We start from the raw sequence: 24,246 nt of genomic DNA on the forward strand, positions 1-24,246 counted from the left end.
TAGAATGGCGTTGGAATCGTTGGAGAATTTTGGCCGAACATTTGCCATCACGTCCTCCGCTGGGGGTCGACGATGTCGCGCAGGCCGTCGCCGAGGAGGTTGAAGCAGAACACGGCGATCATCAGCGCGAGGCCCGGGAAGAGCGCGATCCACCATTCGCCTGAGACCATGAAGCCGGCGCCTTCGGCGACCATGATGCCCCATTCGGCCGTAGGCGGACGGACGCCGAGGCCGATGAAGGACAGGCCCGCGGCATTGAGGATGGCGTAGCCCATGGTCAGCGACATCTGCACGATCATGATCGGCATGATGTTCGGCAGGATGTGCACCAGCAGGATGCGGAATTCGCCGTTGCCGGAGAGCCGCGCGGCCTGCACGAAGCCGGCATTGCGGCGGACATTGGCCTCAGCGCGCGCGACGCGGGCATAGAGCGGGAAGTTCACGATGGCGGTCGCCAGGATGATGTTCTGCACACTGTTGCCGAGCGCGGCGACGATGCCCATCGCCAGCACGAACAGCGGGAAGGCCATGATGGTGTCGGCGATGCGGCCGACGATGCGATCGGTCCAGCCGCCGAAATAGCCCGCCGCGATGCCGGCGAGCCCGCCCATCAGGAACACCAGCGCGACCGAGGCGACCGCGATGAAGGTGTCGAGCCGTGTCGCCACGATGACGCGGCTGAAGATGTCGCGGCCGAGCTGGTCGGTGCCGAACCAGTGTGCCGCCGACGGCGGCTTCAACGCCGCGGCGGTGTCGGAGGCAAGCGGATCATAGGGCACGACATAGGGGCCGAAGATGGCGGCGGCGAGGATCAGGACCAGCAATGCGAAGGCAAAGCCGGTGACCTTGTTCTCGCTGAGAACATAGCGGGTCTGTTCGAGGATCGCCGATAGTCCCGGGGTGCGGGCCGGGCCGACAGGTTCAACAGCAGGCGCAACGGAGCTCATGCAGTCCCCCTAGCCTTCAAGTCTCACACGCGGATCGATCACGCCGTACAAGATGTCGATCACGAGATTGAGCAGCACGTACATGACGGCCATGGTCAACACGAAGCCCTGCACCGGCGCGAAATCCGACGAGATCAGCGCTTCCACCGCATAGGAGCCGATGCCGGGCCAGGCGAACACCTTTTCCACCAGCACGTTGGCGCCCAAGAGGAACGAGAACACCATGCTGAGCGTGGTGATGACGGGCAACATCGCGTTGCGGAAGGCGTAGGTGACGATCACGGTCGCCGGCGACAGGCCGCTGGCGCGCGCGGTGCGGACGAATTCCGATGCCAGCACCGCCAGCATCGAGGCGCGCGTCATGCGCGCGATCGGCGCCAGCGAGAAGATCGCCAGCGTCGTCGCCGGCAAGATGAGCTGGCTCAGCGCCGAGCGGAACGCCTCGAGGTCGCGCGCGATCAGGGTGTCGATCAGATAGAAGCCGGTCACGGTCGGCGGCGCGCTGTAGAACACGTCGAGACGACCGAGCGGCGCCGGCGACCAACCGAGCCGGAAGTAGAACACATAGACCAGCACGAGGCCGGTGAAGAACACCGGCAGCGAGACGCCGGCCGTCGTCGTGACACGGCAGAGATGGTCGATCCATGACCCCGGCCGTGTCGCAGCTAACACGCCGAGCGGAATGGCGATGACGACCGAGACGATCAGGCCCAGCAGCGTCAGCTCGGCGGACGCCGGCAGGCGGTTGCGGATTTCGGCGGCGACCGGCTGGCCCGTGGTGAGCGAGTTGCCGAAATCGCCATGGGCGAGATCATTGGTGTAGCGGAAGAATTGCTCGATCAGCGGCTTGTCGAGGCCGAGCTTCTTGCGGATCTGCTCGACGGCTTCCTTGGTCGCGGCGGGACCGGCGAAGTAGGCGGCGGGATCACCCGGCAGCGCGCGCGTCAGCAGGAAGGTGACGATGACGACCCCGATCAGCGAGGGAATCGCGAACATCAACCGCTTGCCGATCATGGTCAGCATGGGCGACTTCCCGTGGAGAGAGAAGATGACGCAACAGGCACAACTGCGCCCCCTCTCCCGCTTGCGGGGGAGGGTTGGGGTGGGGGTGCTTCCGCATTGGGGTTCTCCGTGTGGAGAGAACCCCCACCCGCCGCGCTCTTCGAGCGCGTCGGCCTCCCCCGCAAGCGGGAGAGGCGACCCGAACCAGCCGATAAGCCTCCGAACGCCATATCCGATTGCCTCGCCCTACTCGCCAATCGCCTGACCTCACCCCTTCGCCATCGCGCGATAGTCCAGCCGCCGGTGGAACCAATATTGGTAGCCGCTGATGTTCTTCTGCATCGCGACGTTGACGAACGGCTGGTACAGCGGGATGCGCGGGATGTCGGTGAAGGCGAGATCGACGAAGCCCTTCACGTCGGCATCGTAGGCCGCCTTGTCGCCGCTTGCCGCTGCGGTGCGCGCGCCGTCGATGAGCTTGTCCATCTCCGCCGACTTGTAGCTCATGGTGTTGAAGACGGAATTGTTGCCGTGATAGCACCAGTAGAAGAAGTATTCGGGGTAATCGAGCCAGCCCGAGAACACGTTGGTGAAGAGCGGCATCTCCTTCTTGTTCAATTCGGTGCGCCAGTTGGCGCCGGGCACCTTGTTGATGGTGGTCTTGATGCCGATCTGGGCGAGGCTCTCCTGCACCAGCACGCAGAGCGGCTCGTTGACGCCGGCGAAGTTGAGGTCGAACGAGATCGTGGTCTCGAAACCGCCTGCATAGCCGGCTTCAGTCAGCAGCGCCTTCGCCTTCTCCATGTCGGTGTTGAATTTGTGCGGCTGCGGCCAGGCGACCTCGGTCGGCTTGTCCTTCGCCGCGCCGAACATGGGGTTGGCGAGGCCGAACATCACGGCGTCCATGATCTTCTGATAGGGCAGCGCGTAGGCGACGGCCTGGCGCACCTTCGGATTGTCGAAGGGCGGCTTGGTGACGTTCATGCCGATATACTGGATGCCGTTGGAGAACGGCAGCGACACCACGTTGAGCTTGCCGTTCGCCTTCATCTCCTGAAAGTCCTTGTTCGGCAGCTCGTAGGAGATGTCGGCGTCGCCGCGCTCCAAGAGCGCGCGGCGGTTGCCGGCCTGCGGCACCATACGCCAGATCACGCGCTTGATCTTCGGCAGCGGACCGCAGACCCAGTCGTCGTTGCGCTCCATGATGACTTCGGTGCCGGCGGTCCACTTCGTCACCTTGTAGGCGCCGGAGCCCGCGGTCTGCTGCTTGGTGAATTCCAGACCCCAGGGATCCTTCTCGCTGGCGTTCTTCTTCACGAGCTCGGAGTTGACGATGCAGGGCACGATCACGGCGAGATCGGGAATCGTCAGCTTGTCCTTCTTCAGGAAGTCGACGCGTACGGTGTAATCGTCGATGACGACGAACTGCTCCGGCTTGGTCAGCGAGCCCGCGCTCATCTGGAAGGTCGGAAAGCCGCCGACGCTGACGGCACGATCGAGCGACCATTTCACGTCCTTGGCGGTGACGGGCGTGCCGTCGTGGAATTTGGCGTTCTTGCGCAGCTTGAAGGTGACCGACATGTCGTCGATCTTGAAGTCCTCGGCGAGCTCGCCCTTGAACTTGTCGCGGTCGTAATAGGGGACGCCGCCGGGACCGCTCTTCATCTCGTGGCTGATCAGGCGGTCGTAGCAATTCCAGGACACCTCATAGCCGGGCACGTTGGTGCCGACGCCGTGGATGTCGAGATTGTTGGGGCCGCCTTCGGAGACGATCAAGAGCGTCTCCGAGCGGGCATCGGCATAGGCGGTGGAGATCGCGGACGGCACGGCCGGAAGCGCCGCTCCGGCGGCCAATCCGGACACGGACTTGAGGAAATCGCGGCGCTTCATGAAATGCTCCAACGCAAAAGTTTTGGTTGGAACTGGATTCGCAAGGTTCGTGCCAAGGCTTAAGAGTGGCTCAAGCGCCGCCCAAGCCATTGAAAATGAAGGATATACGGGTCATCGCGATCGCCGTACGAGGTCGAGCGAGCCTCATCGTTGCATACAAAGAGATGATATTGATCAAAAAATAAGCAGGCAAATTTGGTAGCCCTGTTTGCCGGCACCTCCTTCAGGCGCCTTATCCCATGGGTCGCGGCTCTCGAGAGGATCGGGGCTCGTGCAGCAAACCCGTCATTGCGAGCGCAGCGAAGCAATCCGGACTTTTGCCGCGGCGACAGTCTGGATTGCTTCGTCGCAAGGGCTCCTCGCAATGACGGGGAGGCGTGGATCGCTCACCCCGGCCAGATCAGCTCTTGAAGCTCAACCAAATCATCCGCCTGCTCCTGCCAGCCCTCGATGCAGATGTGGCTGTTGAGGTCGCTGGCACGGTGCAGCAGCATCAGGGCCATCAGCCGGCGCTTGAGCGCGAAATCAGGTTTTGAATAGCCAAAGCCTTCGAGCAGGCTCTTCACCCGGCCCGGTCGGCCCGCCGCCATGAACGCACTGGGGCCGAGCAGGTCGTAATCGCGCCATCCCGCCAGCACGTCGCCGAAGTCGAACAGGCCGGCGAGCGACCACTCGCCATCGTCGCAGGCAAGCAGGAAGTTCTCGGGAATATATTCGCCGATCAGAATCACCGGCGGCGCATCCATCGGGATGAGCTTTTCCGCATCGCGTAGGAGATCATCGAGGCCAGCGAGAAACTTTGGCGCAAGGCCGAGACGGGTGTGCCGTGCCTTGCAGCCCTGGATCTGCTGCCGCATGAAATCATCCCAGCGCGGCTCGATTCCAGCGAGCGGCCCGGGCGGGACGCGCTGGACGGCCGCGATGGTCTCGCCGATATGGCGCAGCACGCGCTCCTTCTGGTGTTCCGGCAGAGAAGGCCAGACCTCCGAGCCGAGCGTGCCGGCAAGGCGCGTGATGATCAGATAAGGCCAGCCGTCTCGCACGCCTTCGGCAACGATCTCGGGGATCGGCAGGTCGAGACGGCCCTTCAGCTGCGTCAGCGAACCGCGCTCGGAGACGAATTGGGCGCGGAGCAGCGGCGGGAATATCTTCAGGATAAGCTTGTCGCCGAGGCCGATCACCAGATTGGTGCCGGTCGCAAACTGATGCGGCGCGCTGGTATCGAGACCATGGCCGCGCGCGATGTCGAGCGCGATTGGGAGCCAACGCGGCGCATCGGAGCGGAAGGCGCGGAAGCTCTGGGCGTCGGTGAGGTCTGGCAGCTGTCGCGACGGCGCGATTGTCATTAGCGCTTGCGTATCGAAAACGGGGTTAGCTTTGGTTGTCTCGGTACAAGCCAGAGAGACGTTGCACCTCTCCCGCTTGCCTTGCGGGAGAGGTCGCGCCGAAGGCGCGGGTGAGGGTTTTCTCCTCTGGGGGATTATCCCGTTGTGGAGACACCCTCTCCCCAACCCTCCCCCGCAAGCGGGAGAGGGAGCGCATCGTGCTCGCGGCCATAGCTCCGCTCATTCGCAACATGCTACCTGTCCGGACTGGCGCGCTCGAACTGGCGGAGCAGCTTGTTGCCGCGCTCGACGGCGGAATCGAGCGCTGCTTGCGCGCTCTTGTGGCCGGCAAAGGCCTGCTCCAGCTCGTCCTCGATCGCGCCGCGGATCAGGACGAAGGAGCCGAGCCGGATGCCCTTCGAATTCTCGGTCGGCGGATGCAGCGTGATCTCCTCGAACGAGATCGCCGAGCCCGGATTGCGCTCGTAAAAGCCTTGCGACCGCGTCAGCTCGAAGGCGGCGCGGGTGATCGGCAGGTACCCGGTGTTCTGGTGCCAGGCGGCCTGCACGCCGGGCTGCGACAGATAGGCGAAGAACCGCGCCACGCCCTTGTATTCCGCGCGCGGCCGGTCGCGCAGCACCCACAGCGTAGCGCCGCCGATGATCGAGTTCTGCGGCGCATCCTTCACGTCGGGCCAATACGGCATGATGCCGTAGCCGATCTCGAATTTCGAGTTCGCCCTGATGTCGGCGCGCGTCGCCGAGGAGCCGATGAAGATGCCGCATTCGCCGTTCTGGAAGCTCGGCTCGGCCGCTTGTCCGCGGCCGCCATAGTCGAACACCTTGGTCTTCTGCCATTCGGCGAGCTGGGCGACGTGACGCACGAGAACGGAATTGTTGATGGTCAATTCCGCATCCAGCCCGGCAAAGCCGTTGGCCCGGCTCGCCACCGGCAGATTGTGGAAGGCGGAGAAATTCTCGACATGGATCCAGGACGGCCAGGACGTGGTGAAGCCGCACACCGCGCCATGGTCGCGCAGGCGCTTTGCGGCGATGCCCAATGCCGGCCAGGTCTTCGGCGGCATCTCCGGATCGAGGCCGGCGTCGCGGAACATGGTCTTGTTGTAGTAAAGGATCGGCGTCGAGGAATTGAACGGGAACGACAGCAGATTGCCCGCCGCGTCGGTGTAATAGCCGGAGACCGCGGGCAGATAGTCGGTGAGCGAGAACGGCTCGCCCTGGTCCCGCATCAGGCTGAACACCGGATAGATCGCGCCCTTGGCCGCGGTCATGGTGGCGGTGGCGACCTCGTTGACCTGGACGATCGCGGGCTGGCTGCGCGAGCGGAAGGCGAAGATCGCGCCCGTCACGGTCTCGGTGTAGTTGCCCTTGTAGGCCGGCACGATGCGGTAATCGGACTGCGAGGCGTTGAAGTCGGAGACGAGCTTTTCGAGCTGCCGCCCCAGCTCGCCGGACATGGCGTGCCACAGCGCGATGTCGGTGGTAGCGCCCGCTGGGACAGCCCATGAGAGAGCCGCAATGGCGGCGACGACATGCAAAAAGCGCAATGCTGAAGTCACGGTGGCTCTTCCCGAGCCGCACGACAAAAAGGCGGCCGCCCTGCTTACGGCGCGGCATATCCGGTTTCAACCGGGAATGCGCGCCGGCCGCGCCGCACAATCGGTCCCAGCCCCGCGGCGGGATGGCCTTCCCCTGACCATCTGCTAGATTGCATTGAACCTTTTGCCCCCGCCATAGACTCCACCACTGAGGGGTTGAGTGTGCCAGTGTTGAACCGTGCCGAACTCTCGCGGACCGGGGTGATCTTCGTCGCGCTTCTGCTCGCCGCAGTCTCGATGAGCATGCGCGCGACGGGTGCCGCTGCGCGCGAATTTCGCGCCGCCGACACCCAGACCGAGGATTACCCGACCGTCCAGGCGCTGCGCTACATGGGCGCCCTGATCGCCGAGCGCAGCGGCGGCCGCCACGAGATCAAAGTGTTTCACTCCCGTCAGCTCGGCGAGGAAAAGGAGACCATCGAGCAGACCCGGGCCGGTGCGATCGACCTCAACCGGACCAATGTGGCGCTGATCGGCAACTTCGTTCCGGCGATGAACGTGCTCGCCATGCCGTTCCTGTTCCGGTCCATCGAGCACATGCAGAAGGTGCTGGACGGGCCAATTGGCAGTGAGATCCTTGATAGCTTCGAGCCTTACGGCTTCGTCGGGCTCGCCTTTTACGATTCCGGCGCGCGGTCGATCTACAACGGTGTCCGGCCGGTGAGGAGTCTTACGGATCTCAAGGGATTGCGGATCCGGGTACAGCAGTCGGAGTTGATGAGCCAGATGATCCGCGCGCTCGGTGCCGAGCCGGTCGAGCTGCCCTATGGACAGGTGCTCACCGGGCTCGCCAATCATTTGATCGACGGCGCCGAAAACAACTGGCCCTCCTTCGTGACGACGGACCATTACAAGCTTGCCGGCCATTACACCCTCACCGAGCACACGATGAGCCCCGAGGTGCTGGTGATCTCGCTGAAGGCCTGGCAGAGCCTGTCGCCGGACGACCAGAAGATCTTCCGGGAGGCCGCGCAGCGCTCCAGCCGGTTCATGCGCGAGAAATGGCGCGACCTCGAGGAGCAGTCGCAGCGCAAGGCGCAGGACGCCGGCGTCACCATCATCAGGGACATCGACCGCGAGCCGTTCGAGGACGCGATGGCCCCGATCTACGCCAAGGCCGCGCGCGATCCCGCCGCGGCCGCGCTGATCGAACGCATTCGCAAGGTGGAGTGAGCCGCGTTGGCTGCGCTTGGACATCAGGATCACGCGGAGCAGCCGCCCGGCCCGATCGGACGGCTGCGCGCGCGCATCGTCGGCGCGTTGCGGGCGGTGCCGATCCGCTGGCGAATCCTGTCGATCGCCGCGCTGAATTCCGCCGTGGTGGTGGTGCTGGTGGCGATGATCTGGAACGGCGCGCAGGTGCTGGGCTCGGCCTGGGACGACGTCCGTCAGGTGCGCGAATCCGACCGGATCCTGGCGCTGCTCGAAAGCGAAACCGGGCGCCTGCACAATCTGATCCACCGCTACATCAACCAGCCGAGCCCGGACCTGTTCGCCGAGATCCTGCTGCTGCGCGAGGCGGTGCTCGGCACGCTGTCCAACCGCGCCGCCAAGGATCCGATGCTGTCGGGCTCGGTCGAGGAGCTGGAGCGCACAACCGACCGCTTCCTTAACGGATTCGGCGAGCTGCGCAGCGTGCAGGCCACCATCGCCAAGACCTATGAAGAGCAGGTGCAGGGCCCGGCCCGGGACATGGCGGGCCTCTACTCCATCATCGAAGGCGCCACCGGCCACCGCGACGCGCTGATCTGGCCCTCGCTCGGTAAATCCCGCGAGGCCTTCACCGCGATGCTGGTGGCGGCCAATTCCTATTACCTGTCGCTGTCGACGGGCGCGGCCGACGACGCGCGCCGCAATACCGAAACGATTGAGAGGACCATCCCCGTGATGATCGATCTCGCCGATAACGATCTCCAGCGCATGGCGCTGCAGCGGCTCGGGGCCCGCACCGCCGCGCTGCGCGAGGGCTTTGCAAAGCTCTCCGAGCAGCTTGCGAGCCGCACCGAGCTCTTGCGCAACACCATCGACGCCAGCCAAGCCGAGGCGATCGGCGCCATCGACGACCTCTCCACCAAGATGCGCCAGCGCGAGCAGAAGGCGCAGGAGACGTTTGACCGCACGCTGGCGGATATTTCGCGGCGGGTGCTGTCGATCGCGGTGATCTTCCTCGGCATCATCCTCACCGCCGGCGTCATGATCGCGCTGTCGATCCGGCTGCCGCTGCAGCAGATCATGGCGGCGATGCGCGCCATCACGCTCGGCGACCTCGACCGCGAGGTGCAGGGCACCAAGGCCCGCGACGAGGTCGGCGCCATGGCGCGCGCGGTGGAGGTGTTCCGCGAGAACGCGATCGCCAAGCGCCAGACCGAGGACGAGCTGCGCGCCTCCAAGGAAAAGGCCGAGAGCGCGCTGTTCGAGCTCAATACCGCACAGCAGAATTTGATCGATGCCGAACGGCTGGCGGCGCTCGGCGGCCTCGTTGCCGGCGTTGCGCACGAGGTCAACAACCCGATCGGCATCAGCCTGACCGTTGCCTCCAGCTTTGCCCGACGCAGCGAGATCTTCGAGGCCCAGCTCAAGGGCGACGGGGGCTTGCGCCGCTCGCAGCTGGAAGAATTCGTGCAATCCTCGCGCGACGCCTCGCAGCAGCTGGTCGCCAATCTCCAGCGCGCCGGCGAGCTGATCCAGTCGTTCAAGCAGGTCGCGGTCGACCGCTCGCATGCCGAGCGGCGGCAATTCTCGCTCAGCGAGGCCACCGACCAGATCATCGCCAGCCTGCGTCCGATGCTGAAGCGCTCGCCGATCACACTCCAGGTCGATGTGCCCGAGGGGCTGCTGCTCGACGGCTATCCGGGCTCCTATGGCCAGATCCTGACCAACCTGTTCCTCAACGCCGCCAACCACGCCTTCGCCGACGGGCGCGCCGGCACCATCACGATCTCGGCGCGGCCACGCGGGACCGAGGACATCGAGATCATCTTCACCGATGACGGGGCCGGCATGACCCCCGACGTGCAGCGCCAGGCTTTTGACCCTTTCTTTACCACCCGGCGCAATGAAGGCGGCACGGGCCTCGGCCTGCACATCGTCTATAACCTCGTCACCCAGCAGCTCGGCGGCCGCATGATGCTGGAATCCAAGCTGGGACAAGGCACTACTTTTCGCATTATCATGCCCCGGGTCGCCAAGGGCGGCGCGCAAAGCACAGAAAGTGACGGGACTTCTCAATGGCCGAACAGGACGATGTCCTCCACCTGATCGACGACACCGGTACCGCGTCGGAGGATAGCAACGCCCGGAAATGGAAGATCGCCGTCATCGACGACGATCCGGCGGTGCATGACGGCACGCGCTTTGCTCTCTCGGATTACAGCCTGAACGGCCAGGGCATCGAGATCCTGTCGGCCTATTCGGCGGCGGAAGGCCGCAAGCTGATGGCCGAGCATAGCGACATCGCCGCCGTGCTGCTCGACGTCATCATGGAGACCGACGTCGCCGGCCTCGAGCTGGTCGAGTTCATCCGCAACGAGATCCGGAACGAGACCGTGCGCATCATCCTGCGCACCGGCCAGCCAGGCCAGGCGCCCGAGCGGCGCGTGATCGTGCAGTACGACATCAACGACTACAAGGCCAAGACCGAGCTCACCGCCGACAAGCTGTTCACCTCGCTGACCGCGGCTTTGCGCTCCTATCAGCAGCTCGAGCGCATGGTGCAGACGCGGCGCGGGCTCGAGATCATCATCGACGCGGCATCGACCCTATACGACTTCAAGTCGATGCAGCGGCTCGCCGAGGGCGTGCTGACCCAGCTCGCCTCGCTGCTCAACGTCGACTGCGCCGGTATCCTGGTTCTGCGCGACAATGGCGGCATCGATCCCGAACTCTCGGTGCTCGCCGGCAGCGGCTGCTACAGCCGCTTCATCGGCACCACGACGTCGAAGGCGCTTGACCCCGATCTGCGCGAGATGGTCGAGGCCGCGTTCCAGCGCCGCAAGAACGAATTCGCCGACCACCGCAGCGTGATCTATTTGCGCACCGGATCCGGCCGCGAGGTGGTGGTGCTGCTGCAGGCCGAGCGCGATCTGTCCGAGACCGACCGCTCGCTGGTCGAGATCTTCTCCTCCAGGCTCTCGATCGCCTTCGACAACGTCATCCTCTACCAGCAGCTCCAGGACGCCAACACGCAGCTGGAGGACCGAGTCGCCCAGCGCACCCGCGCCTTGATGCAGGCCAACCGCCGCCTCTCCGCGCAATGGCTGCGGCTGCAGCGCGCCAACGGCTTCAAGAATGAGATTTTGGGCACCGTCGCGCACGATCTGAAGAATCCGCTCGGCGTCATCCTCGGCCGCACCGAGATGCTGAAAGAGCTGATCTCGACCGGCGCATCGCAAAGCGGCGTGGCCGCCCAGGTCGACCACATCCGCGACGCCACCAAGCGCCTGACCACGATGGTCGACCATCTGATCTCGGACGCGATGGCCGATGCCTTCGACATCACCATCCGCCGCGAGCCGGTCGACGTCGCCGCCCTGGTCAAGGAGGTCGCCGAAGCCAACCAGCCGTTGGCCGTCAACAAGCAGCAGGCGATCAGCGTCACCGCCCCGGCCAACATCGTCACCATGTGCGACACCGATCGCATCCGCGAGGCGATCGACAATCTCATCAGCAACGCCATCAAATATTCGCCGATAGGCGGCAGGATCGACGTCACCGTCAGCCACGAGGGCAGCGACACCATCGTCTGCGTCAGCGACGAGGGCGCCGGCCTGTCGCCGGAGGATCTCGGCCGCCTGTTCGGCCGCTTTCAGCGGCTGTCGGCCAAGCCGACCGCCGGCGAGAGCTCGACCGGGCTTGGGCTCTCCATCGTCAAGCGCATCGTCGACATGCATGGCGGCGAGGTGACTGCCGATAGCGACGGGCCCGGCAAGGGCTCGACCTTCACCATCACCCTCCCCGCGACCGAAATGCCGTGATCAAGCCGCCATGACCCAAAGCCAGCACATCATGATCGTCGACGATGAAGCCCCGGCCCGGGAGATGGTCGGCGATTATCTCAAGATGCACGGCTTCACCGTGACGCTGTGCGACGGCGGCAAATCGCTCCGCACCGCGATCCAGAGCAGCATGCCCGATCTCGTCGTGCTCGACCTCAACATGCCCGAGGAGGACGGCCTCTCGATCATCCGCGACCTCAAGAGCCGCATCAACGTGCCGGTCATCATGCTGACCGCGACCGCGAGCCCGATCGACCGCGTCGTCGGGCTCGAGCTCGGCGCCGACGATTACGTGGCCAAACCCTGCGAGCTGCGCGAGCTGATGGCGCGGATCCGCTCGGTGCTGCGTCGAAGCGTGCCGGCGAAGGCGGCGGCGCCGGAGGCGGCGGCGAAATCGGACAAGGAGCAATTGGTACGGTTCGGGACAAAGTGGCTCGATCTAGAAGCCCAGGCCTTGCGCGACGACGAGGGCAACGAGCATCCGCTGACGGCGTCCGAGTTCGGGCTGTTGAAAGTGTTCGCGGCCAATCCGAAGCGCGTGCTGTCGCGCGAACGCCTGTTGGAATTGGCCAATGCGCGCGACGCCGAAGCTTTCGACCGCGCCGTCGACCTGCGCATCATGCGCATCCGCCGCAAGATCGAGCCCGATCCCGCCAAGCCGGCCGTGATCCGCACCATCCGCGGCGGCGGCTATCTGTTCTCGCCGCAGGGCGAAAAAGCGTAAGGGCGCGCGGCGCAGATAGGTGCCGTAGGGTGGGCAAAGCGGAAGCGTGCCTACCGTTCTCTCCATAATAGCGAAAAGATCGTGGGCACGGCGCTTCGCGCCTTTGCCTACCCTGCGACATCGCCGTCCCGGCTACCCGCTTCGCGCCCCGGGACGACAGCGCGGCACGCCGGAACGCAAATCGCCGGGATTCGTTCCGGGGCGCCCGCGGTCGCCTCCCAACCCCCAGTCCCGTATTTTCCGTATATTGAAATTCCACGCTTTTTTGCCCCGAATGTTTCGTCGCGGCCGTTTCGACGAAACAATTTGGCGGCGCACGAAACCATTTTCCGCTTTTCGTGCAGACGTCCCGAAACGTTGGCTCATTAACACTTTGGTCCAAGGAAACGCCGCTCGGTTGCGGCGCTACGGGGAGCCAAGTCCATGCTGAACGTCATCGCCATCAACGCCCAGGCCAGCCAGAGCATCATCGCCGCTCAGGCGACTTCGGACGACATGCTCCTCGAGAGCATTGCCGACGGCAACCGCACGGCCATGCACATCCTTTATTGCCGCCACAATGTGCGGGTGTACCGCTTCATCCTGCGCATCGTGCGTGACGCCACCGCGGCGGAAGACCTCGTCAGCCAGGTGTTTCTCGACGTGTGGCGGACCGCCGGCCAGTTCCAGGGCCGTTCCCAGGTTTCGACCTGGCTGCTCTCGATCGCCCGTTTCAAGGCCCTGACCGCGATGCGCCAGCGCCGCTTCGAGGACATCGACCAGGAGGACGTGCGGCAGATTCCTGACGGTAACGACACGCCCGAGACCTCGCTCGACCGCAGTGACACCAGCGCCATCCTGCGCGCCTGCGTGCAGAAGCTGTCGCCCGCGCATCGCGAGATCATCAACCTCATCTATTATCACGAGAAGTCGGTGGAGGAGGTCGGACAGATCATCGGCATCCCCCAGAGCACCGTGAAGACGCGGATGTTCTACGCCCGCAAGCAATTGGCCGAATTGCTTAAAGGCTGCGGCGTCGAACGTTTCGCCGCCTGATTTCAAGGATTTCAAAGGGATAGGGCCCGATCTCGGGCCCTGCCCCGGGGACACGGAAGTGTTACCGCCCACGAAACAATTGAAACAAAGCACAACATCAGGCGGAAAAACTTCCCCCCTATAAAGCTTACATACGGTTTTGCTTAAACCTCCCAAGAACCTCCAGCGACCCGGACGGGATGCCCCCCTCCGGGTCGTTTTGTGTTTGGCGGGCTCCGCCCGTCGTCGCGGGCTCCCGCCTCTCCGGCTTGCTTGCGGCCGGGTGAGGGTTCTTTCCTCTGGGGGAGCGTCCCGTTGCGGAGATACCCTCTCCCCACCCCTCCCCCGCAGGCGAGGGAGCGCACCTCCCGTTCCGCTCGCAGCTGTCCCCGTCACGAAGGCGTGACGCCGCGTAACGGGCGCCCCACCGCACCCGAACTGCCCTCGTGACCTCCATCGCGAGTGCGCCATGCTCGAACTTCTCTTCGCTCTCCTTGCCGGCATCCTCACCATCGCCGCGCCATGTACGCTGCCGATGCTGCCGATCCTGCTCGGCGCCTCGATCGGGCGCGCGGGGCACCTGCGTCCGGCGATGATAGCGCTCGGCTTCGTCGTGTCCTTCTCAGCAGTCGCGCTGCTGCTCGGCGCAATCACACGGCTGTTCGATTTCGATCCGAATCTGCTGCGTGAGGCCGCCTCGATCCTGCTGCTCGGCTTCGGCCTGCTGATGCTGTGGCCGGCGCCATTCGAATGGCTGTCGATCCGGCTCAATGGCTGGCTCGATCTCGGCAATTCCAGCGCCACGCAACGCGACGGCGCGCTCGGCGGACTCGTGCTCGGCACCACGCTGGGCCTGGTCTGGACGCCTTGCGCCGGCCCTGTGCTCGGCTCGATCCTGACGCTGGTTGCGACATCGAAAAATCTCGGCTGGGCCGGCACGCTGCTGGTCGCCTACGCCATTGGCGCGGCGATCCCGATGCTGGGAATAGCCTATGGCGGACAGGCCGCGACCACGCGCGTGCGCAGCCTGGCGCGAATCTCACCGCGCCTGCAGCAGGGCTTCGGCATCGTCGTGATCGCCTTCGCGCTCGCCGCCTATTTCCAATACGACACGCTCATCGTGGCGTGGCTCACCGGCTTCTACCCGACCGGCCAGATCGGCCTGTGATCCCTCAGTCTTCACCGAAAGGACGCACCCATGACTTTCAAACTGCTCGCCGTTTCCGCCGCTCTGATCGGCATGGCCGTCACCGGCGCCGCCATCCCCGGCCTCTGCGACGAGGCCGCACGTGCAACGCCTGTCGTCACCGCCGATGCAGCACCGATCCAGGTCGCCGCAGCAAGCCAGCAATCCGCGCCCGACTTCGCCGGCATCAACACCTGGTTCAACTCCAAGCCGCTCAGCCTCACTGAGCTCCGCGGCAAGGTCGTGCTGGTCGACTTCTGGACCTATGGCTGCGTCAACTGCGTCAACACGCTGCCGCACGTCACCGAGCTCTACGCCAAGTACCGGGACAAGGGCCTCGTCGTGGTCGGCGTGCACACACCGGAATTCCCGTTCGAGCGCTCGGCTTCGAACGTGCAGGCCGCGCTGAAGCGCCACGGCATCACCTATCCGGTGGCGCAGGATAATGATTCCAGGACCTGGAGCGCCTACCGCAACCAATATTGGCCGGCGCAATACATCATCGACCAGAGCGGCAAGATCGTGTTCCAGCACGCCGGCGAAGGCAGCTATGACGAGATCGACCGCACCGTGGCCAAGCTGCTGAACGCCAGCAGCTGATGCGGCGCGGACGTCGCGGCGGGTTTTGATTGTCGGCCTTGTTGCTTGACTCCACGGACCCGTCCGTGGAGTTTCCAGGGCGACGCAATCATCCGCCCGCGATGGACGACACGCCCCCCAGCACCGACATTCGCCTCCGTGAAGGCTCTTCGATCGCGCAGCGGCTGGTGATGTCCGCTTTTGCGGCGGCCGTCGCGCTCTGCTTCACGCCGGGCCTGTTCACGCACGACACCATGGAGATCATCATCTCCGTGGTCGCGCTGCTCGTCGGCGCGGGATTCGTCGTCGGCATCATGATGGCGCCGGCGGTGGTGTGGATCATCACACCCGACGAGATCCTGATCGGGCACCAGCGGCCGTTCGGGAAACTGCGCACGCGGATCGTCGCGAGAGACGACATCGCCGGCTTGCAGGTTCCCGGCAGCAAGAGGGCAAAGGCCCGCTTCCAGCTGGCGTTCACGCTGGCCTCGGGTGAGCGGCTGACGTCGCCTCCGATTTCCGATGTCACGCACGTTCATGACACCGTGGCGCGGATCGCCGAACAGTTCGGCGTCCCCAATGTCGAGACGCCGGTCAATCCGCTCGATGCCAGCAATCCCGAGATGCGTCTCGGTGAGCCGCTCGAGCCGTTTCCCGCAAGGGACATCAGGATCGTTGCGTTGATCGCCGTCGCGTTGTCCGCCGTGCCCTACGCCTACAAGCTCTGGCGGGGGCTATCGCCGAGCCATGTCGACATCCTGCTGCTGCCGCTCGGCGCGCTCGCCGCCTTCGCGGTCTACCGATACGCCAATCTCGTCACCGGCGCGTTCTGGATCATCAGGCAAGCCGACATTCGCGTTGAACGCCTGTGGGGCGACGGTACGCCGCGCGCGGATCATATCAAGGGGCACGATGTGAAGACGATCACGGTCGAGCGCCGCGGCCGGTCCGATGACGAGCACTGCATCGTGGTGATCCGATTGCATTCGGGACAAAGGTTTCGCAGCCCCCGCATCGGCTCGCGCGTCGAGGCGCGGGCCGTGGCGACGGAGATCGTGCGGCGACTCGGGATCGCGCCGGAGAGCAACAAGATCTGACATCGATGCCTGTTGGCTCAGGTGATCTAGCTGCGAGCTCGGAGCAACCTCTCCCGCTTGCGGGGGAGGTCGGCGCGTAGCGCCGGGTGGGGGCTCTCTCCTATGGGGGAGTCTCCCTAGAGGGGACACCCTCTCCCCCGCAAGCGGGGGAGGGAGCGCAGCACCGCCTTGACCACGACCTAAGCTTTTCGCGCCATCCCCTGTTTGTGGCATTGCCTGGGGCGCGTCAAAAACCCAAAGCATTCTCATGACATACTAGGGCGACGCGCCATCAACTTGCCATGAACTTGCCCCTCAGGTTTGATGGCTTTGAATGATTTGCGCTGTGGCAGCGGGGAGAGCATCACATGACCGATTTTCGTCGCCGGACCGGGCTGCTTGTGGCGGCCTCCGTCGCAGCCTTGAGCCTCGTCATGTCTGCGCCCCCCGCCTCCGCCCAGCAGCCTGACCGCGGCGACGAGCCGGGCCTCGTCGCCGACGACGCCTACCAGCTCGAGCCGGAATGGCAGAAGCAGGTCGTTTACTTCCGCACCACCGAAGCGCCGGGCACCATCATCGTCTCGACCGCCGAACGGCACCTCTATCTGGTGCAGCCTGGCGGGCGCGCGATCCGCTATGGCATCGGCGTCGGCCGCGACGGCTTTCAATGGCAGGGGTTGGTGACCATCACCAACAAGAAGGAGTGGCCTGACTGGACGCCGCCGCCGGAGATGATCCAGCGCCAGCCCTACCTGCCGCGCTTCATGGCCGGCGGCCCCGGCAATCCGTTAGGGGCCCGCGCCATGTATCTCGGCACCACCGTCTACCGCATCCACGGCACCAACCGCCCCGACACGATCGGCACCAAGGTGTCCTCGGGCTGCTTCCGCCTCGTCAACAACGACGTCGCCGATCTCTACGACCGCGTCCCTGTCGGCACCAAGGTGGTCATCCGGCAGAAGCCCGAGCTCTGAGAATCACGCTCATGGCATGATCTTCCGGATCATGCTCTGCGCTCCCCTCCCAATTCCTTTTCCCGATTTTTCGAGAGAGTAACATGATGCGCACTTTTCGAGGCGGCCTGCTGATCGGGCTCGCGGTCGCCGTGCTGGTCGCCGTTCTCGCCATCATCTACGAGTTTTACGACACCCGCACGCTGAAGCGCACCGTGCGCCGCGGCGAGGTGCTGTGCGGCGTCAACAAGGGCCTGCCGGGCTTCTCGATCCCCGACGACAAGGGCAACTGGACCGGCTTCGACGTCGATTTCTGCCGCGCGGTCGCCGCGGCGATCTTCAACGATCCGGGCAAGGCGAAGTTCGTTCCGCTCGACGCCAGCGAGCGCTTCAAGGAATTGCAGAGCCGGAAGGTCGACATCCTCTCGCGCAACTCGACCTGGAGCATGGCACGCGAGCTCGACTACGATCTCTACTTCCCCGCGGTCGCCTATTACGACGGTGCCGGCTTCATGCTGCCGCGGTCACGCAACAAGGAGACCTCGCTGGACCTGACCGGCAGCAAGGTCTGCGTGCAGACCGGGACCACCACCGCGCTCAACGTCGCCGATTACTTCCGTACCAACAACATGAAGTATGACGAGGTGAAGTTCGACAAGCTCGACGATGTCGTGAAGGCCTACGACACCGGCAAGTGCGACACGCTCTCGGCCGACGTCTCGCAGCTCTACGCGCTCAGGCTGAACCTGACCAAGCCCGGCGATCACATGATCCTGCCGGACATGATCTCCAAGGAGCCGCTCGCCCCCGTCGTGCGCCAGCGCGACGACGACTGGATGATGATCGTGAAGTGGACGCTCTACGCCATGATCAACGCCGAAGAGCTCGGCGTCAGCTCGGAGAACATCGACGAGGCCCTGAAGTCGAAGAAGCCGGAAGTGATGCGCCTCGTCGGCACCGAGGGCAATTACGGCGAGCAGCTCGGCCTCACCAAGGACTGGGTCGTCCGCATCATCCGCAACGTCGGCAATTACGGCGAGATGTACGAGCGCAATATCGGCGAGAAGTCGAAGCTGAAGATCCCGCGCGGCATGAACCAGCTGTGGAATGCCGGCGGCGTGCAGTACGCGCCGCCGATGCGGTAGGAAAGGGCGACTCTCCCTGGTGTCGTCCCGGCGAACGCCGGGACCCATACCGCGTGATCTATCGATAAGCGCAGGTGACAGTACCGCGGAGAGACACTCTAAACTCCGAGCCTTCGTCAAACTATTCCCTGGGGTTATGGATCCCGGCGTTCGCCGGGACGACACCCGGGTTGAGGCACCATCCTGCTGCCCCTTGAGGCCGTCGCCTCAATACCCCCGCGCGCGCGCCAGCTGCTCGGTGTGGTAATTGGCGTCGCCGAACAATTCCTCGCAGACCCTTGCGCGCTTCATGAAGAAGCCGATGTCGAACTGGTCGGTCATGCCCATGCCGCCATGCATCTGCACGCCCTCCTGCACCGCGCGCGTGGCGGTGGTGCCGGCGCGGGCTTTTGCGACGGCGACTGCTGCGGCGGCCTTGGCGACATCGGCATCCAGCACCTGGAGCGCCTTCATGGTGGCGGCGCGGGTGATCTCGATGTCGACATAGAGCTCGGCGGCGCGGTGCTGCAGCGCCTGGAATTCGCCGATCAGCTTGCCGAACTGCTTTCTGTTCTTGAGGTACTCGACGGTGCGGCCAAAGACCTCGTCGCTGAGGCCGACCATCTCGGCGGCGACCGCGCCGCGGCCGATGTCGAGCACGCCGTCGAGCAGAGCGGCGCCCTGATCGACCTCGCCGAGCACGCTGTCGGCATTGACTTCCACATTGGCGAACTCGATCCGCGCCGCATTGTGCGCGTCGACCATGATGGTGCGCTCGATCGCAACGCCCTTGGCTTTGGGATTGACCAAGAACAGCGTCAGCCCTTCGCGCTCCCCTGCGGAGCCGACGCTACGTGCGGCAACGATCAGGAGATCGGCGACGTGGCCGTCAACCACCAGCGCCTTGGCGCCGGAGAGCTTGAACCCGTTGCCGGCGCGCACGGCCTGCAAGCTGGTCTGGAGCGGGCGATGTTTTGCGCCTTCGTCGATCGCCAGCGTCGCGAGCAGCGAGCCGTTGGAAATCTTCGGCAGGTATTCCGATTTCTGCGCGGCATTGCCGCCGCGGCTCAGCGCGGACGCCGCAACCACTGAGGTCGCGAGGAAGGGCGACGGCATCAAGGTGCGGCCGATCTCCTTCATCACGATTCCGGCTTCCATGAATCCGAGACCGCTGCCGCCGAATTCTTCCGGCACCAGCAGGCCGGCAAAGCCCATCTCGGCGAAGGAATGCCAAAGCTCCTTGGAGAAGCCGGTGGGATCCTTGCTGTCGCGCAAGTGCCGCAGGTGCGACACCGGCGCCTTGTCGCTGATCAGCCCGCGCGCTGAATCGCGGAGCATCGATTGTTCTTCGGTGAGGACGAGGGCCATGATGGGCTCCAGAAAGGACTGTCGAGTGAATTCGGTGGCGACCCTCATGGTGAGGAGGCGCGTCGCGCCGTCTCGAACCGTGAGGCCGTGGCCATCCTTCGAGACGCGGCATGATGGCCGCTCCTCAGGATGAGGACTGAACTTAAGCCCCCGGCAAATCGAGGATACGCTTGGCGACGATGCCGAGCATCACCTCTGTCGTGCCGCCCTCGATCGAGTTGGCCTTGGTGCGCAGCCAGGCGCGCGGACGGGCGCCCTGCCTGGAGCGCTCGCTTTCCCATTCCAGCGCGTCGACGCCGCCGGCCGACATCAGGATCTCGTAGCGGCGCTTGTTGAGCTCGGTGCCGTAATATTTCATCGCCGAGGAGAACGCCGGATGCGCCTGCCCTGCCTTGGCGAGATCGACGGCACGCTCGGCGCAGGCGGCGAGCGCGGCCTCATCGACGTCGAACGTGGCGATCTTGCCGCGCAGCATGGCATCGTCGAGCTTGCCCTGCGCATCGGTGCCGACGGAGTCTGCCGCGATCTGGCCGAGCGGACGGCCGACGCCGCGCTCACCCATCCCTGAGATCATCGCGCGTTCGTGCTGCAGCAGATATTTCGCGACGTCCCAGCCGCGGTTGATCTGCCCGACGACATGCGATTTCGGCACGCGGACGCCGTCGAAGAAGGTCTCGCAGAACGGCGAGTAGCCGGAGATCAGGAGGATCGGCTTGGTCGAGACGCCCTTCGAGGCCATGTCGAACAGGATGAAGCTGATGCCGTCGTGCTTCTTGGCCGTGGGATCGGTGCGGACCAGGCAGAAGATCCAGTCGGCGTAATTGGCGTAAGAGGTCCAGATCTTCTGGCCGGTGATGATGAAGTCGTCGCCGTCGCTTTCGGCGCGGGTCTGGAGCGAAGCGAGATCGGAGCCGGCATTCGGCTCGGAATAACCCTGGCACCAGCGGATTTCGCCCGCCGCGATTTTCGGCAGATGCTCCTTCTTCTGGGCGTCGTTGCCGTATTTCAAGAGCGCCGGCCCGAGCATCCAGATGCCGAAGCTCGACAGTGGCGGACGCGCGCCGAGTCTTCCCATCTCAGCGCGGAGCACCTTATGCTCGGCAGCGCTCAAGCCGCCGCCACCATATTCCTTCGGCCAATCCGGCACGGTCCAGCCCTTGTCGCGCATGCGCTCGAACCAGATGCGCTGCGGCTCGGAGGAGAACTTGGCGTTGCGTCCGCCCCAGAATACGTCGGCGTCCGACGTCGCGGGCTTGCGCATCTCCGGCGGGCAGTTGGCTTCCAGCCAGGCGCGCGTCTCGGCGCGGAACGTTTCGAGCTCGGCGGATTCAGTGTCACTGCTCTTGGATTCAGACATTGGTCGTTTCCATCAATCAAGATCGGCTTGTTGGGCGCGACTCTGGGCCAAGCTTCCGCGGAATTCAACCACTTCCGCGCGCCGCATTCCGCTATAGTCGTAGGCCGAGACGGTGCTTGAAAACAAAGAGGAAACGACGATGCGCCTAAGACTTCTTTCGCCTGGCGAAATGAGCGAGAGCCAGCGGCAGACCTATGACGAGTCGGTTGCCGGCAAGCGCGGCAAGCCGCCGGCACCGATGATGGCCTGGCTCAGCAGTCCCGACATGGCCCGCCACGCCACGCGGCTCGGCGAGGTGTTGCGCTTCGACACGATCTTCCCGGCCAGTCTCTCGGAGATCGCGATCCTGGTGACGGCGCGGCACTGGACCGCGCATTACGAATGGTACGCCCATAAGCGCCTCGCGCTCGCCGGCGGCATGGATCCAAAAATTATCGACGCCATCCGCGATCGCCGCACGCCCGCGTTCGACGATCCCAAGGCGAAGATGATCTACGACCTCGCGAAATCGCTGCACGAGGGACACGGCGTCGAGAAGGGCCTTTACGATGAAGCGGTCAAGCTGCTCGGCGAGCGCGGCGTGGTCGAAGTGATCGGCCTGTGCGGCTATTACACGATGGTGTCGATGACGCTGAACACCTTCGAGTTCGAGCTGCCCGAGGGCGAGGTCAAGGAGCTGGCTTGAAGCGCTAGAGATTGTGCCCCGACGCAGGTGCGTCCCCTCTCCCGCTTGCGGGAGAGGGTTGGGGAGAGGGTGTTTCCTCAATGGGACAATCCCCAAGAGGAGAGAACCCCTCCCGGCGCTTCGCGCCGACCTCCCCCGTAAGCGGGAGAGGTTCACCGAGCCTGGAGAAACATCGGTTTCAACCAACACTCGTTCCGCTCTGTTTTGAATCCGGAAACGCTGGGTTTCGGGATAGGCCAATGGCACTGTCCCGAGGCTCGCCTTATGTGGACGTTGTCAATGGAGCATTCACATGTCGCAGAGCCCCGTTCATGCCGGCACACGGATCGGCCACGTCCACCTCAAGGTCGCCGACCTCGATCGGGCGCTCGGCTTCTATTGCGGCGTGCTCGGCTTCGAGCTGATGCAGAAGATGGGCTCGGGTGCGGCCTTCATCTCGGCCGGCGGCTATCATCACCACATCGGGCTCAACACCTGGGAGAGCAAGGGCGGCTCGCCGCCGCCATCAGGCACGACCGGCCTCTATCACACCGCGATCCTCTATCCGACGCGGCCGGCGCTGGCGGATGCGCTGCATCGGGTGCTCTCGGCCGGCATTGCGCTGGACGGCGCCAGCGATCACGGCGTCAGCGAGGCGCTATATTTGCGCGACCCGGACGAGAACGGCGTGGAGCTGTATTGGGACAAGCCGCGGGAGCAATGGCCGTTCGGGCCGGATGGGAAGCTGGCGATGTTTACGAAGCGGCTGGATGTGGAGGCGCTATTGAGGGAGCGGGAGGGGTGAACTCCCGATCTCTCCCGGTCATTGCGAGCGCAGCGACTTGTCCGCCGAAGCCTTTGGCGTAGGCGGAAGCAATCCAGATTGTCTCGGCGGAAACAGCCTGGATTGCTTCGTCGCAAGGGCTCCTCGCAATGACGGAGTTTGTTGAGACGCCGTCGCGGCTTCGCACAGGTGCCGTAGGGTGGGCAAAGCGGAGCGTGCCCACGGACTTTTGTGAGCCATTGAGAAATCGTGGGCACGGCGCTTCGCGCCTTTGCTCACCCTACGAGAGCTTCGCTTTTGGTTTGCCCCGCACCATGATCAACGCCGCGGCCACAACCTCCAGCGCAATGCAGAGATAGAACGGCAGCGAATAGCCGCCGGACCAGTCGCGCAAGGCCCCGACGACGCCGGGGCCGAACGCATAGGTGACCTGGTTGATCGCGGTATTCAGACTGATCAGCACACCGAACGCGGCGCTGTCGAACTCCTGCTGCACGATCAGCGACGGCAGCGTGATGAGGTTGCCGACCGAGAAGCCGAACAATGCGCAGGCCGCGATCAGCACGAAATCATTGTGCAGGTTGATGACGACCAGAAGCGCCGCGGCCTGGCTGAGGAACGACAGCGCCGAGGCGAGGCGCTGGTTGAGACGGTCGATCACCAGCGAGAACAGCACGCGGCCGACCACCGCCATCGCAGTCAGCACCGCGACGGCGACCGCGGCGCGCTCGCGGCCGATCACGGGATCGAGGAACGAGATCAGGTGCACGATGAAGCCGACCTGCGCGAACAGCACCAGCGCAAAGGCAATGGTCACCGTCAGGAAGCCGACATCACGCAGCGCCCAGGCGCGGATCTGCGTCGATGATTGCACCTTGGCCTTCGCCGCCGCGTGCCAGCCGTGGTGATCGGGCGGCCGGCCGACGAGAAAAAGGATCACCGGCAGCAACAGCACCAGCATGGCCCCGGCGGCGGCATACATCGCACTGGCAAAGCCGACATGGCCGATCAGCGTGACCAGCAGCGGCACGCCGACGATGCCGCCGAAGCTGGCGCCGTTGAGCGCGAGGCTGATCGCCATGCCACGCTTGTGGTCGAACCACAGGCTGATCGTGTTGGTGATCATGGCAAGACTGGTGCCGGCCCAGCCGAAGGCGAGCACGGCATTTGCGAGATAAAGTTGCCAGGGCTCGCGCACCGCGCCGATCGCGACGCTAGCTGCCGCCATCGCCAGCGTGCCGGCGATCAGGCTGAGGCGCGGACCGTATGTCCGCACGGCTTCGCCGACGAAGACGACGAGCAGCGCACCGAACAGATAGAAGAATGTCGTGCCGGCGGAGATCAGCGTGGTCGGCCAGCCCCGCGCGCGCTGGAGCTCGGCGACATAGACGCTCTGACCATAGAAGCCGAGCCCCCAGCCAAAGGTCGCGAGCAGGAAGCAGACCGCGACGATGCGCCAACCTTCGTAACGGAGAGAGGATTCGTCGATTGGAGAGATGGTGCGGGGGTTGTCGAGCATTTGCGCTGGTCCTTCGTTGCCCCCGCGAGCGCTGTGCTTCACGTTCGCCTGTTGATGACGAGCATCATGTAACAACCCGAGCACCGAAAATCACTTCGACCTGGATCGAAGTATTGACGTT

At 64.5% G+C, this 24,246-nt stretch carries 20 protein-coding genes; 12 read left to right on the plus strand and 8 right to left on the minus strand.

Features of this window, described 5'->3' with window-relative positions:
* Positions 1-47 precede the first annotated feature (47 nt).
* The 5 genes from XH84_RS18230 to ugpB form a co-directional block, all read right to left on the minus strand.
* On the minus strand, positions 48-947 hold the full coding sequence (locus XH84_RS18230; RefSeq protein WP_128922892.1) for an ABC transporter permease: 900 nt from the start codon (positions 945-947) through the stop codon (positions 48-50).
* 9 nt (positions 948-956) lie between these two features.
* Positions 957-1,970: an ABC transporter permease gene (locus XH84_RS18235; RefSeq protein WP_128922891.1), complete on the minus strand. Its 1,014-nt coding sequence runs from the start codon at positions 1,968-1,970 to the stop codon at positions 957-959.
* A 246-nt stretch (positions 1,971-2,216) separates the two neighbouring features.
* On the minus strand, positions 2,217-3,839 hold the full coding sequence (locus tag XH84_RS18240) for an ABC transporter substrate-binding protein (RefSeq protein WP_128922890.1): 1,623 nt from the start codon (positions 3,837-3,839) through the stop codon (positions 2,217-2,219).
* A 386-nt stretch (positions 3,840-4,225) separates the two neighbouring features.
* A complete protein-coding gene (locus XH84_RS18245; RefSeq protein ID WP_128922889.1) occupies positions 4,226-5,185 on the minus strand; it encodes an aminoglycoside phosphotransferase family protein in 960 nt (319 codons plus the stop codon).
* Between the two features lie 233 nt (positions 5,186-5,418).
* Complete coding sequence (ugpB, locus tag XH84_RS18250) at positions 5,419-6,744, minus strand: sn-glycerol-3-phosphate ABC transporter substrate-binding protein UgpB (RefSeq protein ID WP_206734185.1); 1,326 nt, start codon at positions 6,742-6,744, stop codon at positions 5,419-5,421.
* A 201-nt stretch (positions 6,745-6,945) separates the two neighbouring features.
* On the opposite strand from ugpB, the gene XH84_RS18255 reads away from it, so the two are divergent.
* The 10 genes from XH84_RS18255 (at position 6,946) to XH84_RS18305 (ending at position 18,454) form a co-directional block, all read left to right on the plus strand.
* Positions 6,946-7,956, plus strand: a complete 1,011-nt coding sequence (locus XH84_RS18255; protein WP_128922887.1) for a TRAP transporter substrate-binding protein — start codon at positions 6,946-6,948, stop codon at positions 7,954-7,956.
* A gap of 6 nt (positions 7,957-7,962) precedes the next feature.
* Positions 7,963-10,041, plus strand: coding sequence for a sensor histidine kinase (locus XH84_RS18260; RefSeq protein WP_245471764.1), 2,079 nt, complete (start codon positions 7,963-7,965; stop codon positions 10,039-10,041).
* Positions 10,011-11,756 (plus strand): ATP-binding response regulator, encoded by a 1,746-nt coding sequence (locus XH84_RS18265; protein ID WP_128922886.1) that lies wholly within the window; start codon positions 10,011-10,013, stop codon positions 11,754-11,756. The genes XH84_RS18260 and XH84_RS18265 overlap by 31 nt, the downstream gene beginning before the upstream one ends.
* A 10-nt stretch (positions 11,757-11,766) precedes the next feature.
* Complete coding sequence (locus XH84_RS18270; protein ID WP_128922885.1) at positions 11,767-12,501, plus strand: response regulator; 735 nt, start codon at positions 11,767-11,769, stop codon at positions 12,499-12,501.
* Positions 12,502-12,924: 423 nt separating this feature from the next.
* Positions 12,925-13,536, plus strand: coding sequence for a sigma-70 family RNA polymerase sigma factor (locus tag XH84_RS18275; RefSeq protein ID WP_128922884.1), 612 nt, complete (start codon positions 12,925-12,927; stop codon positions 13,534-13,536).
* A gap of 448 nt (positions 13,537-13,984) precedes the next feature.
* Positions 13,985-14,683, plus strand: coding sequence for a cytochrome c biogenesis CcdA family protein (locus tag XH84_RS18285; protein ID WP_128922882.1), 699 nt, complete (start codon positions 13,985-13,987; stop codon positions 14,681-14,683).
* Between the two features lie 30 nt (positions 14,684-14,713).
* Positions 14,714-15,301: a thioredoxin family protein gene (locus tag XH84_RS18290; protein WP_128922881.1), complete on the plus strand. Its 588-nt coding sequence runs from the start codon at positions 14,714-14,716 to the stop codon at positions 15,299-15,301.
* A gap of 101 nt (positions 15,302-15,402) precedes the next feature.
* Positions 15,403-16,377: a hypothetical protein gene (locus XH84_RS18295; protein WP_164936682.1), complete on the plus strand. Its 975-nt coding sequence runs from the start codon at positions 15,403-15,405 to the stop codon at positions 16,375-16,377.
* 347 nt (positions 16,378-16,724) lie between these two features.
* Positions 16,725-17,330 carry a L,D-transpeptidase family protein gene (locus XH84_RS18300; protein ID WP_128922879.1) on the plus strand — a complete coding sequence of 202 codons (606 nt, stop codon included), beginning with the start codon at positions 16,725-16,727 and terminating at the stop codon, positions 17,328-17,330.
* 86 nt (positions 17,331-17,416) lie between these two features.
* A complete protein-coding gene (locus XH84_RS18305; protein ID WP_128923020.1) occupies positions 17,417-18,454 on the plus strand; it encodes an amino acid ABC transporter substrate-binding protein in 1,038 nt (345 codons plus the stop codon).
* 207 nt (positions 18,455-18,661) lie between these two features.
* Here XH84_RS18305 and XH84_RS18310 read toward each other — a convergent pair whose 3' ends face one another.
* Together XH84_RS18310 and XH84_RS18315 are read right to left on the minus strand one after the other, a co-directional pair.
* Positions 18,662-19,801, minus strand: a complete 1,140-nt coding sequence (locus XH84_RS18310) for an acyl-CoA dehydrogenase family protein (RefSeq protein WP_128922878.1) — start codon at positions 19,799-19,801, stop codon at positions 18,662-18,664.
* Positions 19,802-19,943: 142 nt separating this feature from the next.
* On the minus strand, positions 19,944-21,158 hold the full coding sequence (locus XH84_RS18315) for an acyl-CoA dehydrogenase family protein (protein WP_128922877.1): 1,215 nt from the start codon (positions 21,156-21,158) through the stop codon (positions 19,944-19,946).
* Between the two features lie 139 nt (positions 21,159-21,297).
* Between XH84_RS18315 and XH84_RS18320 the strand changes: the two genes are divergently transcribed.
* A complete protein-coding gene (locus tag XH84_RS18320) occupies positions 21,298-21,843 on the plus strand; it encodes a carboxymuconolactone decarboxylase family protein (RefSeq protein ID WP_128922876.1) in 546 nt (181 codons plus the stop codon).
* A gap of 292 nt (positions 21,844-22,135) precedes the next feature.
* The gene (locus XH84_RS18330) at positions 22,136-22,627 is read left to right on the plus strand and encodes a VOC family protein (protein WP_128922875.1); all 492 of its coding nucleotides are present in this window, start codon (positions 22,136-22,138) and stop codon (positions 22,625-22,627) included.
* A gap of 259 nt (positions 22,628-22,886) precedes the next feature.
* On the opposite strand, the gene XH84_RS18335 is transcribed toward XH84_RS18330, so the two are convergent.
* Positions 22,887-24,125, minus strand: coding sequence for an MFS transporter (locus tag XH84_RS18335; protein WP_128948494.1), 1,239 nt, complete (start codon positions 24,123-24,125; stop codon positions 22,887-22,889).
* Positions 24,126-24,246: the final 121 nt, after the last annotated feature.

The sequence above is a fragment of the Bradyrhizobium nanningense genome (assembly GCF_004114535.1).
Taxonomy (GTDB): Bacteria; Pseudomonadota; Alphaproteobacteria; order Rhizobiales; family Xanthobacteraceae; genus Bradyrhizobium; species Bradyrhizobium nanningense.

Bases quoted from the DNA above. Each gene is read 5' to 3' on its own strand.
- XH84_RS18230 (WP_128922892.1), bottom strand. From the start codon at position 947: ATGAGCTCCGTTGCGCCTGCTGTTGAACCTGTCGGCCCGGCCCGCACC.
- XH84_RS18235 (WP_128922891.1), bottom strand. From the start codon at position 1,970: ATGCTGACCATGATCGGCAAGCGGTTGATGTTCGCGATTCCCTCGCTG.
- XH84_RS18240 (WP_128922890.1), bottom strand. From the start codon at position 3,839: ATGAAGCGCCGCGATTTCCTCAAGTCCGTGTCCGGATTGGCCGCCGGA.
- XH84_RS18245 (WP_128922889.1), bottom strand. From the start codon at position 5,185: ATGACAATCGCGCCGTCGCGACAGCTGCCAGACCTCACCGACGCCCAG.
- XH84_RS18265 (WP_128922886.1), top strand. From the start codon at position 10,011: ATGGCCGAACAGGACGATGTCCTCCACCTGATCGACGACACCGGTACC.
- XH84_RS18270 (WP_128922885.1), top strand. From the start codon at position 11,767: ATGACCCAAAGCCAGCACATCATGATCGTCGACGATGAAGCCCCGGCC.
- XH84_RS18275 (WP_128922884.1), top strand. From the start codon at position 12,925: ATGCTGAACGTCATCGCCATCAACGCCCAGGCCAGCCAGAGCATCATC.
- XH84_RS18285 (WP_128922882.1), top strand. From the start codon at position 13,985: ATGCTCGAACTTCTCTTCGCTCTCCTTGCCGGCATCCTCACCATCGCC.
- XH84_RS18290 (WP_128922881.1), top strand. From the start codon at position 14,714: ATGACTTTCAAACTGCTCGCCGTTTCCGCCGCTCTGATCGGCATGGCC.
- XH84_RS18295 (WP_164936682.1), top strand. From the start codon at position 15,403: ATGGACGACACGCCCCCCAGCACCGACATTCGCCTCCGTGAAGGCTCT.
- XH84_RS18300 (WP_128922879.1), top strand. From the start codon at position 16,725: ATGACCGATTTTCGTCGCCGGACCGGGCTGCTTGTGGCGGCCTCCGTC.
- XH84_RS18305 (WP_128923020.1), top strand. From the start codon at position 17,417: ATGCGCACTTTTCGAGGCGGCCTGCTGATCGGGCTCGCGGTCGCCGTG.
- XH84_RS18310 (WP_128922878.1), bottom strand. From the start codon at position 19,801: ATGGCCCTCGTCCTCACCGAAGAACAATCGATGCTCCGCGATTCAGCG.
- XH84_RS18315 (WP_128922877.1), bottom strand. From the start codon at position 21,158: ATGTCTGAATCCAAGAGCAGTGACACTGAATCCGCCGAGCTCGAAACG.
- XH84_RS18320 (WP_128922876.1), top strand. From the start codon at position 21,298: ATGCGCCTAAGACTTCTTTCGCCTGGCGAAATGAGCGAGAGCCAGCGG.
- XH84_RS18330 (WP_128922875.1), top strand. From the start codon at position 22,136: ATGTCGCAGAGCCCCGTTCATGCCGGCACACGGATCGGCCACGTCCAC.
- XH84_RS18335 (WP_128948494.1), bottom strand. From the start codon at position 24,125: ATGCTCGACAACCCCCGCACCATCTCTCCAATCGACGAATCCTCTCTC.